General features: G+C 59.7%; 11 protein-coding genes and 1 pseudogene. 8 read left to right on the top strand and 4 right to left on the bottom strand.

Annotated elements, in window-relative coordinates; translation table 11 throughout:
• Positions 1–12 precede the first annotated feature (12 nt).
• Positions 13–1,254, top strand: coding sequence for a glutamine synthetase family protein (locus ACZ9BE_RS17335; RefSeq protein WP_476250141.1), 1,242 nt, complete (start codon positions 13–15; stop codon positions 1,252–1,254).
• A gap of 69 nt (positions 1,255–1,323) precedes the next feature.
• Positions 1,324–2,707 (top strand): annotated as a pseudogene (locus ACZ9BE_RS17330) (MFS transporter).
• 73 nt (positions 2,708–2,780) lie between these two features.
• Here the strand turns inward: ACZ9BE_RS17330 and ACZ9BE_RS17325 are convergent.
• From ACZ9BE_RS17325 to flgA, 4 genes are all read right to left on the bottom strand, one after another.
• Positions 2,781–3,527 carry a flagellar brake protein gene (locus ACZ9BE_RS17325; protein WP_041479276.1) on the bottom strand — a complete coding sequence of 249 codons (747 nt, stop codon included), beginning with the start codon at positions 3,525–3,527 and terminating at the stop codon, positions 2,781–2,783.
• Between the two features lie 89 nt (positions 3,528–3,616).
• Complete coding sequence (locus ACZ9BE_RS17320) at positions 3,617–4,084, bottom strand: flagella synthesis protein FlgN (RefSeq protein ID WP_041479278.1); 468 nt, start codon at positions 4,082–4,084, stop codon at positions 3,617–3,619.
• Between the two features lie 47 nt (positions 4,085–4,131).
• The gene (gene flgM, locus ACZ9BE_RS17315; RefSeq protein ID WP_016773609.1) at positions 4,132–4,458 is read right to left on the bottom strand and encodes a flagellar biosynthesis anti-sigma factor FlgM; all 327 of its coding nucleotides are present in this window, start codon (positions 4,456–4,458) and stop codon (positions 4,132–4,134) included.
• Between the two features lie 163 nt (positions 4,459–4,621).
• The gene (flgA, locus tag ACZ9BE_RS17310) at positions 4,622–5,383 is read right to left on the bottom strand and encodes a flagellar basal body P-ring formation chaperone FlgA (RefSeq protein ID WP_073472167.1); all 762 of its coding nucleotides are present in this window, start codon (positions 5,381–5,383) and stop codon (positions 4,622–4,624) included.
• Positions 5,384–5,465: 82 nt separating this feature from the next.
• Here flgA and ACZ9BE_RS17305 point away from each other — a divergent pair, with 82 nt between their 5' ends.
• The 6 genes from ACZ9BE_RS17305 to flgE all read left to right on the top strand — a co-directional run bounded on the left by ACZ9BE_RS17305 (position 5,466) and on the right by flgE (position 10,599).
• A complete protein-coding gene (locus ACZ9BE_RS17305) occupies positions 5,466–6,398 on the top strand; it encodes a chemotaxis protein CheV (protein ID WP_016773611.1) in 933 nt (310 codons plus the stop codon).
• Positions 6,399–6,444: 46 nt separating this feature from the next.
• The gene (gene cheR / locus ACZ9BE_RS17300; RefSeq protein ID WP_016773612.1) at positions 6,445–7,272 is read left to right on the top strand and encodes a protein-glutamate O-methyltransferase CheR; all 828 of its coding nucleotides are present in this window, start codon (positions 6,445–6,447) and stop codon (positions 7,270–7,272) included.
• Positions 7,273–7,631: 359 nt separating this feature from the next.
• Positions 7,632–8,042: a flagellar basal body rod protein FlgB gene (flgB, locus tag ACZ9BE_RS17295; protein ID WP_016773613.1), complete on the top strand. Its 411-nt coding sequence runs from the start codon at positions 7,632–7,634 to the stop codon at positions 8,040–8,042.
• A gap of 3 nt (positions 8,043–8,045) precedes the next feature.
• Positions 8,046–8,489 carry a flagellar basal body rod protein FlgC gene (flgC, locus tag ACZ9BE_RS17290; protein ID WP_016773614.1) on the top strand — a complete coding sequence of 148 codons (444 nt, stop codon included), beginning with the start codon at positions 8,046–8,048 and terminating at the stop codon, positions 8,487–8,489.
• A 15-nt stretch (positions 8,490–8,504) separates the two neighbouring features.
• The gene (flgD, locus tag ACZ9BE_RS17285) at positions 8,505–9,233 is read left to right on the top strand and encodes a flagellar hook assembly protein FlgD (RefSeq protein WP_016773615.1); all 729 of its coding nucleotides are present in this window, start codon (positions 8,505–8,507) and stop codon (positions 9,231–9,233) included.
• A gap of 31 nt (positions 9,234–9,264) precedes the next feature.
• The gene (gene flgE / locus ACZ9BE_RS17280; protein ID WP_252880650.1) at positions 9,265–10,599 is read left to right on the top strand and encodes a flagellar hook protein FlgE; all 1,335 of its coding nucleotides are present in this window, start codon (positions 9,265–9,267) and stop codon (positions 10,597–10,599) included.
• Positions 10,600–11,424 lie beyond the last annotated feature (825 nt).

Genomic DNA, 11,424 nt, shown 5'->3' with positions numbered 1-11,424 from the left:
CGGGGCAAGGTGATGACCGCCGAGGGTTTCCTCGAAGGGCGGCGTTTGCAGTTGGCGCGGGGTGTGCTGCTGCAATGCATCATGGGCGGCTATCCGCCGGCGCGGTTCTATGGCAGCGATGACGGCGATCTGGCGCTGGTCGCCGATCCTGCGCAGATTCACCGTTTGCCCTGGAGCGACGAGCCGCGTGCCATGGCGATTTGCGACGCCGACGAACTGAGCGGGGGGAGCTCAAGTCTCTCGACCCGTGGCCAGCTCAAAGCGGTCATCGCCCGTTACGCCGCGCACGGTCTGGCGCCGGTGGTGGCGACCGAACTGGAATTTTTTGTCTTCGCACCGAACACCGATCCGACTCAGCCGTTCCGTCCGCCGGTGGGCCTCGACGGCCGCCGCGAGGATGGCCAGTCGGCCTTCAGCGTCAGTTCCAACAACGGCCTGCGGCCGTTCTTCAGCGAAGTGTATAAATGCATGGCCGCCCTCGGCCTGCGGCGCGACACGTTCATGCATGAAATGGGCGTCAGCCAGTTCGAGATCAATCTGCTGCACGGCGATCCGCTGCTGCTGGCCGATCAGACGTTCCTGTTCAAGCATCTGCTCAAGGAGGTCGCGCTCAAGCATGGCCTGAGCGTGGTGTGCATGGCCAAACCGCTGGCGCACACGCCGGGCAGTTCGATGCATATTCACCAGAGCATCGTTGAGATCGGCAGCGGCAAGAATGTCTTCACTGACTCGAACGGCGAGCCGACGTCGATGTTCCGCCACTTCATCGGCGGGCAACAGGCAGGCCTCGCCGATTTCACCGCACTGTTTGCGCCCAACGTGAATTCCTATCAGCGCCTGTGTCATCCGTACGCATCGCCGAACAATGCCTGCTGGTCCCATGACAATCGCGCCGCCGGCTTGCGTATTCCCGCCAGCTCGCCGGCCGCACGTCGGGTCGAAAACCGCTTGCCGGGCGCCGACGCCAATCCTTATCTGGCGATCGCCGCCAGTCTGGCCGCGGGTTTGCACGGCATCGAACAGGAGCTGGAGCCGAGCGCGGCAATCCAGGGGGAGTTCGCCGTGCCGGATAATCTGGCCTTGCCGTGTACCTTGCACGCCGCGCTGGAGCGTCTGAAACGTAGCCAGTTGGCGAGGGAACTGTTCGGGTCGGAGTTCATCGAAGGCTACATCGCTTCGAAGACCATGGAGTTGACCAGCTTCTTTGATGAAATCACTCCCTGGGAGCGCCGTGTGCTGGCCGCCCAGGCCTGACGTATCGCTGCTGCCGGGCTGTCGATCTGACCGCCCGGTATTTACTGCAAGGAGCCGCTCGGAACGCCGATGCGCCAAATCTGGAAATCCTTTCGAGCGCTGTATTTTGCCTCGCTGATGATGTTGATCGGCTCAGGCCTTCTTTCTACTTATCTGGCTTTGCGTCTGGCCGCCGACAATGTCGACGGGCTGTGGGTCGGTGCGCTGATGGCGGCCAACTATTTCGCGTCTGGTGCTGGGCGGCAAGATCGGCCATCGCCTGATCGCCCGGGTCGGGCATATCCGTGCCTACTCGGCGTGTGCGGGGATCGTCGGCGCGGCGGTGCTCGGCCATGGTCTGGTGGACTGGCTGCCGGCGTGGCTGGTGCTGCGGACGATCGTCGGTCTGGGCATGATGTGTCAGTACATGGTCATCGAGAGCTGGCTCAACGAGCAGGCCGACGCCAATCAGCGTGGGCTAGTGTTCAGCGGTTACATGATCGCTTCGTATCTGGGCCTGGTGCTGGGCCAGCTGATACTGGTCATGCATCCCGGCCTCGGGCTGGAACTGCTGATGCTGGTGGCGCTGTGCTTTGCCCTGTGCCTGGTGCCCGTGACGCTGACCCGACGGATTCACCCGGCGCCTCTGCACCCCGCGCCGATGGAGCCGCGCTTTTTCATCAAACGGGTGCCGCAATCGCTGAGCACGGTGCTCGGCGCCGGTTTGATCATCGGTTCGTTCTACGGTCTGGCGCCGCTGTACGCCTCGCAACAGGGGCTGACGACCGAGCAGGTCGGTCTGTTCATGGGTAGCTGCATTTTTGCCGGCTTGCTGGTGCAGTGGCCGTTGGGCTGGTTGTCCGACCGTTATGACCGCGCATTGCTGATTCGCTGCTTTGCAGGGTTTCTGGCGGTGGCGGCGTTACCGTTGGCGATCATGCCGCAGGTGCCGCTGGAGGTGTTGTTCGTCGTCGGCTTCTTCTGTTCGCTGGTGCAGTTCTGCCTGTATCCGCTGGCGGTGGCGTTCTCCAATGACCACGTCGAAGGCGATCGGCGGGTGTCGCTGACCGCGATGTTGCTGGTGACCTATGGCGTCGGCGCGAGCATCGGGCCGCTGCTCGCGGGTGTGCTGATGAAGTTTCTCGGCAGTCAGAGCCTGTATGCGTTCTTCAGTTTCTTCGCGTTGGTGCTGGTCTGGCGGATTCGTCCGAAAGCAGTGACCAACCTGCATCAGGTCGACGACGCACCGCTGCATCACGTGGCAATGCCGGACAGCATGTCGAGTTCGCCGCTGGTGGCGGCGCTCGATCCGCGTGTCGATGAGCAGGTGGTGCAGGAGCAGATGGTGCAGGATCCGGCGCCGGTCAATCCTGAGCCTGAGCCCGAAGCGCAGCCGGAAGCAGTCGTTGAAACCGAACAGGACAGTGGCGATGACGACAAGCCTGCGCCGGATATCAGTGGTGGCCGGCCTTGAGTCGCACATAAACATCGGCGCATAAAAAAGGGCAGTCCCGCACAGGACTGCCCTTTTTATTGGTCGCTGCGACTCAGAGATCGTCTTTGTCGAAACGCCGTGCTTCACGCTGCAACTGGTAAACGAAACGCTCGACATTGCGCGCAGCCTGGCCACTGATGTTGTGGAAGCGCAGACCGGCGAAGGTGATGTTGAGTTTTTCTTCGAAGTGCAGGTAGCGCAGCTCGACCGATGTTGGCTGATTGCCGAACAGCGGCGGGGCGATCAGGCGATCGTAGACCTGGCCCAGTTGCAGGCGATCAGTGATGTCGCCTTCGAAGCGGAATTTGCAGCCAGTGGCGGAGATATCCAGCAGCTTGCCGTGCAGAGGAACCTTGAGCTTTTCGCCGCCCAGTTCAACGCTGACCAGGTCGGTGAGTTTCAACGCAGCGCGGAAGGCGTTGCGGCGCTGGTGGTAGACCACTTCGCTCGGCAGGTCGCCGGTGTAAAAACGGTCGCCGTCGGATTCTTCGATGTTCAGCGTGCCGTTGCATTCCCAGGCGATGCGCACGCCGTCATGAAAGCCTTCGACCTTGAACGGTTCGCCCGCTTGCAGGAAGCGCTCGCCATCGCGCGGGATCATTTCGTCCAGGGCGATCGTCGCGGTTTCGCGGTCGACCTTGATCAGGTAGCTCTGAAAGCGCTGGCTGCGTTCATGGAAGGTGATGATCAGCGGATCGTGGCTGTCTTGCAGCTGGCGCAGGTTGCTGGAGATTTCCAGTGGCGTGGTGAGCACCTTCGGAGGCTGCGGAGCATCATCCGCGCTTAGGGTGTTGGACACGGTTCTTCAATCTCCAGACAAAATAAGACGACTGGCCAGTATTTTGCCAGTATGTTGCGCAGGTGGATAGTGCAGGGTCAGCGAATGGCTCATGCCTGGCTGAGCGTTCGCGGCTTGACCGGTTTGGCAAAGGTCCCGCTGGCGTCGTAAAGCGCTGGCGGCTCACCGCCGGTGAGGATCTTCAGTTGATTGGCCGTGGTCGCCTGCTGGATCTGGATCGACTGGCCATTCTTGACGTTGGCAGCCTGGCACTGGGCGATCAGCGCGGTCAGGGCATCGCCCTGGGTCAGCAACTGGTCGCCAATGCTCGACTGGCTGGCCAGTTGCTCAAGACCTGTGCGATCGGTCGGCAGGTTGAGGCTGGCGAGGATTTCGCTGCGCTTGCGGCCATGCTGCTCGAGCAGAATGATCAACGCTTGCTTGGTCGCCAGAATTTCTTCCAGCAACGGCATGTCGCGACCATGCAAAGCGAGGGATTCGGTTTGCAATAACTCCAGCAATTGTTGCGCTGGAGCAAAGTCGTCGTTGATCAGTTGCAATAAGTTAGTGTCGTGCATGGCTGGCCTTGGGGTTAAGCGTCCAAAAGCCTGGCGCCGGCAAAAGCCTAGCGCTGGGCTTCGAAGTTGAGCAGTTTGCTGGCTACACGGTTGCTGTCGACTTTATAGCTGCCATCGGCAATCGCGGCTTTCAACTCGGCCACACGGGCTTTGTCGACAGCAGGCTGATCGCGCAGCTTGTCAGTGACCTTCTGCAACTGTTGAGCCTCATTGCTGAGGTGTACCGACTCCCCGCTTTTGGCGACATTGGCCTGTTCGGCCTGGGTATTCAGCGGCGCGGAGGGGCTGTTTTCAGCGCTTTCCTTGGCGTTGCTGGTACGTGTGCTGCCGGTTAGTGACGAGGAACTGTTCAATCGGTTGAAATCGATAACCATGATAAAAAACCTCTGGGAATTTGGGACGCTTGCCATGTTTTCGGCTATCCCCTGAAAAACTTTAGGCCCAATCAACCATAAGCTTGCATGCGCCGTTGCGAGACCTGCTGCGGCACAGTTTAGGGAAGCGACGGGATCGGCGCCAGTTTTCTCCACGAGGCTTTTACATGGCCACTTCGACCTGTCCCGGCGCAATCACCTGCGCCTTGATAACTCTTTGAGAATTAAGGTTTTTTACTCGAATCTGTTCTTTCATTCCGCCATTGGAGAGCGCTTCCCCCGGCATGCGTACGGCAAGGGTGCCGCTGCGCGCAGTGATCACCACCTGGTCACCCTTGCGGACCACTTCGGCCTGTTCCAGATGCACCAGGGTGATGACCTGATCGGCGACCGTTGGTCGGGTAAGTTTCTGCCCGATCGCTTCGTCGACGGAGGTCAGGAAACCCTGGTTGATCGTGCTGACGTCGCGCTCGCGCAAGGTCACATCCTGCGGCTCGATAATGCCGGCGCGTTTCAGCGGACGAGTGGTCGTCACGATCTCGCGAAACAGGCGGACTTGAGCGGGTACGAACACCGTCCAGGGCGAACTGCCTTCGCAGCGAACCTTCACCGTGACGCGGCCCAGCGGGCGTGCCGGGCTCTCCAGCGTGGCTGTCAATTCCTTGTCGCACATGGGCATGCGCATGCGCGGGTCGAGCTGGTTGACTTCGATTTCGTAGCGGCCTTCGGTTTGACTGGAAGCCAAATAGTCTTCTACGGTGAATTCAAGAAAGCCCTGAGTCACGCCGATAAGCATATCAGGCAAGGTAACCGCATCTGCATGGGCAGGACTGCCAGCAAGCAAGCAGCAAACGGCGGACACCGCGCAAAGCCCTTTGCGAAGGGAAGATGTCAGGCGTCGGGAAAATGTCGTTTGAGCGTTCATACGAGTTAAAAAGCAAGCGCCGTGCCGTTTAGCAATGAATGTGCGTCGCAACAACACTTGGCGTTGGTGTAGGAGTCTGGGCATGGCTGGTGTAATGGATTCGGTGAACCAGCGCACGCAACTGGTAGGGCAGAATCGCCTCGAGCTGCTGTTGTTCCGTCTCGACGGGCCGCAGCTCTATGGGATCAACGTGTTCAAGGTACGGGAAGTGTTGCAATGCCCGTCCCTGACGTTGATGCCCAAATCCAGTCCTGTCGTGTGCGGGGTAGCGAATATACGGGGAGCGACCATTCCGATCCTGGATCTGGCAATGGCAACGGGCTCCGGTGCGTTGAAAGACAAGAACAGTCCGTTCGTGATCATCACGGAGTACAACACCAAGACCCAGGGTTTCCTGGTCCGCTCGGTGGAGCGCATCGTCAACATGAACTGGGAAGAGATCCATCCGCCACCCAAGGGCACCGGTCGCGATCACTACCTGACCGCTGTGACCCGGGTCGACAACCAGTTGGTCGAAATCATCGACGTCGAGAAGGTGCTGGCCGAAGTGGCGCCGACGCCGGAAGCGATTTCGGTGGGCGTGGTCGATGTCGAGACGCAGACCAAGGCATTGTCGCTGCGGGTGCTGACGGTCGATGACTCGTCGGTGGCGCGCAAGCAGGTCACGCGTTGTCTGCAGACCATCGGTGTCGAAGTGGTGGCGCTGAACGACGGCAAGCAGGCGCTGGATTACCTGCGCAAGCTGGTCGACGAGGGCAAGAAGCCGGAAGAAGAGTTCCTGATGATGATTTCCGACATCGAGATGCCGGAGATGGACGGGTACACCCTGACGGCGGAAATCCGCGGCGACGCACGCATGCAAAAGCTCCATATCATCCTGCATACTTCGTTGTCGGGGGTATTCAATCAGGCGATGGTGAAGAAAGTCGGTGCTGATGACTTCCTGGCCAAATTCCGTCCTGATGACCTCGCATCCCGGGTAGTCGACCGGATCAAAGCAGCAGATATCAGCTAGGGGCCTTCTGCCCCTGGCGGTCAACACGATTTAAGAGGCGGCATCATTGTCTACGGGTAATTTGGATTTCGAACAGTTCCGGGTCTTCCTGGAAAAAGCCTGTGGCATTCTGCTCGGTGAAAACAAGCAGTATCTGGTCTCGAGCCGTCTCAACAAACTGATGGAGCAGCAAGGCATCAAGTCCCTGGGTGAGCTGGTACAGCGCATCCAGACCCAGCCGCGCAGCGGTTTGCGCGAGCAGGTGGTCGATGCCATGACGACCAACGAAACTCTGTGGTTTCGCGACACCTATCCGTTTGAAGTCTTGAAGAACAAGGTACTGCCGGAAGCGATCAAGGCCAGCCCCAACCAGCGTCTGCGGATCTGGTCGGCGGCCTGCTCGTCGGGACAGGAACCGTACTCGCTGTCGATGTCGATCGACGAGTTCGAGCGTAGCAACCTGGGTCAGTTGAAGATGGGCGTGCAGATCGTTGCCACTGATCTGTCGGGCCTGATGCTCAACAACTGCAAGACCGGCGAGTACGACAGCCTGGCGATCGGTCGCGGTCTGTCGCCGGAACGCCTGCAACGCTACTTCGACCCGAAAGGGCCGGGGCGCTGGGTGGTCAAGGCGCCGATCAAGAGCCGGGTGGAATTCCGCTCGTTCAACCTGCTCGACAGCTACGCGGCGCTGGGCAAGTTCGACATCGTGTTCTGCCGCAACGTACTGATCTACTTCTCTGCCGAAGTGAAGAAGGACATCCTGTTGCGCATTCACAGCACGTTGAAGCCGGGCGGGTATCTGTTCCTTGGCGCTTCGGAAGCGCTGAACGGATTGCCGGATCATTACCAGATGGTTCAGTGCAGCCCGGGGATTATCTACAAGGCGAAATAAGCGGTTTGCGCTGATACAAAAACGGGAGGCCCGCAAAGGCCTCCTTTTTTTATGCCCGAATTATTTTCCACGAATCCCCTGTGGGAGCGAGCCTGCTCGCGAAAGCGGTCTGTCCATAAGACAGTTGGCGCCTGACACGCCGCCTTCGCGAGCAGGCTCGCTCCCACAGGGATCTGCGCTGACCTGGCAACGACGGCAAGCGGCAGAAAAGCGGCATCCGGCGGTAACCGGTTGCCGCTTTTCTGGCATTGCCGCTTTGCCTGTCAGGCGCAAAGCCCCGGAATACGGGGCTTTGATCATTTGGCACGGCGCTTGCTAAAGCTCAAGTACGAAAAACCGGTCACCTGAAGGTTCCCGACATGAGCATCAGCTTCGACAAAGCGCTGGGCATTCACGAAAAGGCATTGGGCTTCCGCGCCCAGCGTGCCGAAGTGCTGGCCAACAACATCGCCAACGCCGACACCCCGAACTACAAAGCGCGGGATCTGGATTTCTCCAAAGTGCTCGAAGCACAGACCGAGAAGACCAAGACCGGCGGCCACTTTGCCCTGAACATGACCAACAGCCGGCACATCGAGGCTGAAGGGCTGGGCAACGGCGACGAGTCGCTGATGTATCGCACGCCGATGCAGCCTTCGATCGACCAGAACACCGTCGACGCTCAACTGGAACAGTCGAACTACGCGGAAAACGCCGTCGGCTTCCAGGCCAGCTTCACCTTGCTCAACAGCAAATTCAAAGGGCTGGTGTCAGCCCTGCGCGGAGAATAATCCATGTCCCTGTCCAGCGTTTTCAACATTGCCGGCAGCGGCATGAGCGCGCAGACCACGCGTCTGAACACCGTGGCGTCGAACATCGCCAACGCCGAAACCGTTTCGTCGAGCATCGACCAGACCTACCGCGCCCGTCATCCGGTGTTCGCCACCATGTTTCAGGGCGGCCAGGCCGGCGGCAGCAATTCGCTGTTCCAGAACCAGGATGCGGCCGGGCAGGGCGTGCAGGTGCTTGGCGTCGTTGAAGATCAGAGCAACCTCGAAGCGCGTTACGAGCCGAACCATCCGGCCGCCGACGCCAAGGGCTACGTCTACTACCCGAACGTCAACGTGGTGGAAGAAATGGCTGACATGATTTCCGCGAGCCGCTCGTTCCAGACCAACGCGGAAATGATGAACACCGCCAAAACCATGATGCAGAAGGTACTGACCCTCGGTCAGTAATAAGGGGCGACTGCCATGAGCGTTACGGATACCACCAGCAGCCTGAGCATGAACGACATCCTGGCCAACTCGTCGAAGAAGGCCAGCAGCACGACGTCGGGCGGCATCGCTTCGGCGACCAACAGTGCCACCGGCGGCCAGGCGCTGGGCAAGGATGCATTCCTGCAATTGCTGGTCACCCAGCTGAAAAACCAGAACCCGCTCGACCCGCAGGACAACAGCGCCTTCGTCGCGCAGTTGGCGCAGTTCAGCAGCCTTGAAGGCATCACCACGCTGAACTCCACTGTCAGTGGCCTGGCCGGCAACTACAACTCGTCGCAGGCGTTGCAAGCGTCGTCGCTGGTCGGTCGCAACGTGATCGTGCAGACCAACACCGCCCAGCTCGATGACCCGAGCAAAGGCCTGACCGGTTCGGTCACCGTGCCTTCGTCGATTGCCGGCGGCACCGTGACGATCACCGACAAGGACGGCAAAACCGTGCGCACCATCGACCTGGGCAGCCGCGCTGCCGGCGATGCCAGCTTCACTTGGGACGGCAAGGACACCGCCGGCACCGTGGTTCCGGTCGGCACTTACACGTTCAAGGCCAACGCACCGATCAACGGCACCGCGACCGACCTGGCGACCTACCTGCCGGCGACCGTCAACAGCGTGACGATCAGCCAGACCGGTGGCGAGCTGATGCTCAACCTGGCCGGCAAGGGCACCGTTGCCCTGTCCAAAGTACAAACCATTGGTATATAGAGCCGACTAACCCGGCACGAAGGAGTGGAACATGTCTTTTAACATCGGCCTTAGCGGTCTCTATGCCGCCAACAAACAACTCGACGTCACCGGCAACAACATCGCCAACGTCGCCACCGCCGGTTTCAAATCCTCGCGCGCAGAATTCGAAGACGTCTATTCGTCGACTCGTCTGGGCAGCGGCAGCAAAGTGATCGGCAACGGCGTGCGCCTGGCCAACGTTTCCCAGCAGTTCACCCAGGGTGACATCAACAACACTGGCAACGTGCTGGACATGGGCATCAACGGTTCCGGTTTCTTCACCATGAGCAACAACGGCTCGATCTCGTACACCCGTGCCGGTACGTTCAAGGTCGACAACGCCGGTTACATCACCAACACCGACTACACCTCGCGTCTGCAGGGTTACGGTGTGGATGCCAACGGCAAGATCATCAACGGCGTGTTGACCGATCTGAAGATCGACACCTCGAACCTGGCGCCGAAGTCGTCTTCTTCGGTGACCTCGAGCATCAACCTCAATTCGTCTTCGCCAGTGATCGTTGATACCGGCGCCAGCGCCGTCAAGTTCGATCCGTCGAAGCCTGAGACTTACACCAAGTCCTTCAGCACACCGATCTATGACACCCAGGGCAACGCCCACGTCATGGACCAGTACATGGTCAAGACTGGCGGGAACACCTGGAAGGTTTACACCCTGGTCGATGGCCGTAACCCGGACGCTACCGGCAGCAACCCTGTGACCACTGCGCCGGTTGCCTCGACATTGTCGTTCGACAGCTCCGGCAAGCTGGTTCAGGTGAGCACGCCTAACCCGGCGGATCCAGCCAACCCGATCATCAGCAGCGATCTGAAGATGACTGGCTGGGTGCCGGGCACTGTGACCAATGGCGTGTTTACGCCTAACGGCGCGGCAGCGAACCCGAATGGCGTGACCATCTCGATGGCCAACACCACTCAGTACAACGCTGATACCTCGCGTACGATCCCGACTCAGGATGGTTACGCCACTGGCCAGATCACCAACCTGACCATCGACGGCACCGGTACGCTGTTTGCCAACTTCAGCAACAACCAGAGCAAGGCGATTGGTCAGGTTGCACTGGCCAGCTTCACCAACGAACAGGGCTTGCAGGCTGTCGGTGGCACCAGCTGGAAAGAGACTTTCGCTTCGGGTATTCCGGGCTATGACGCGCCGAAGACCGGTACGTTGGGTGAGGTGGTGTCCAACTCGCTGGAAGAGTCGAACGTTAACCTGACCAATGAGCTGGTTGATCTGATCAAGGGTCAGAGCAACTATCAGGCGAACGCCAAGACTATTTCGACTCAGAGCACGATTATGCAGACCATTATTCAGATGACCTGATTCGGGTTTCTGACTGGTTTTTTGGGCCCCTCGGTTTTGAGGGGCTTTTTTTTGGTCGTGGCGGCCTTTGGGCCGACCAGGCTGTTGGGTTTTGGGTGAATATCCGTTGCTTCGGTAGCGGCTGCTGGCGGTTTCGCCTGACGGCGACTTACTTTTTTACAAGCGCCTAAAAAAGTAAGCAAAAAACGCTAGCTCCTGCGTTCGGCCCTCGCAGGCTCGGGTTCCTTCGCTGCGGGATCGATCCGGTCGCAGCGGCTCCGGTTTGCTTCGCTGCACCTCCTTCCGCTGTGTCTGGCTGCGCCAGACGGTCGCTGCGCTCCCACGCCCGGATCAATCCCTCCGCTCAGCCTTCCGACGTCGCCGGTGGATCAAGATCAAGAGCACTCGAGCTTGCGCTCATTGTTGAGTGGGGCGGCTTCGCCGCGGGCAGCTGCGCTGCTTTTGCCTTTTTGTGGGAGCGAGCTTGCTCGCGAAGGCGGCATGTCAGCCGACCTGTTCTTGAAGTGGTACCCAATCCAACTGTAGGAGCTGCCGAAGGCTGCGATCTTTGATCTGGCTTTTGCTTTTGCTTTTGCTTTTGCTTTTGCTCTGGCTTTTGATCCGGCTTTTGATCTTTTGCCCCTTCGGCAGGCTTCGTTACGGGATCGATCCGGGGGTGGGAGCGCAGCGACCGTACGACGCAGTCGTACACAGCGAGTGTAGGTGCAGCGAAGCCAACCGGAGCCGCTGCGCCCGGAACGGTCCCGTAACGAAGGTACCCCGAGCTCCAGCGAGCGGGCCGTACGCCGGGGCAAAGCCTTTTGGGTTACCTTTTTGGCGTCTGAA

The organism is Pseudomonas sp. TE9122 (genome assembly GCF_056278925.1).
This window is presented reverse-complemented; position numbering and strand designations above follow the sequence as displayed.

What these genes read in the sequence shown, in the direction of transcription:
- flgD (WP_016773615.1), top strand. Translation starts at nt 8,505, where the DNA reads ATGAGCGTTACGGATACCACCAGCAGCCTGAGCATGAACGACATCCTG.
- flgA (WP_073472167.1), bottom strand. Translation starts at nt 5,383, where the DNA reads ATGAACGCTCAAACGACATTTTCCCGACGCCTGACATCTTCCCTTCGC.
- flgM (WP_016773609.1), bottom strand. Translation starts at nt 4,458, where the DNA reads ATGGTTATCGATTTCAACCGATTGAACAGTTCCTCGTCACTAACCGGC.
- flgC (WP_016773614.1), top strand. Translation starts at nt 8,046, where the DNA reads ATGTCCCTGTCCAGCGTTTTCAACATTGCCGGCAGCGGCATGAGCGCG.
- ACZ9BE_RS17305 (WP_016773611.1), top strand. Translation starts at nt 5,466, where the DNA reads ATGGCTGGTGTAATGGATTCGGTGAACCAGCGCACGCAACTGGTAGGG.
- flgB (WP_016773613.1), top strand. Translation starts at nt 7,632, where the DNA reads ATGAGCATCAGCTTCGACAAAGCGCTGGGCATTCACGAAAAGGCATTG.
- flgE (WP_252880650.1), top strand. Translation starts at nt 9,265, where the DNA reads ATGTCTTTTAACATCGGCCTTAGCGGTCTCTATGCCGCCAACAAACAA.
- ACZ9BE_RS17335 (WP_476250141.1), top strand. Translation starts at nt 13, where the DNA reads ATGACCGCCGAGGGTTTCCTCGAAGGGCGGCGTTTGCAGTTGGCGCGG.
- ACZ9BE_RS17320 (WP_041479278.1), bottom strand. Translation starts at nt 4,084, where the DNA reads ATGCACGACACTAACTTATTGCAACTGATCAACGACGACTTTGCTCCA.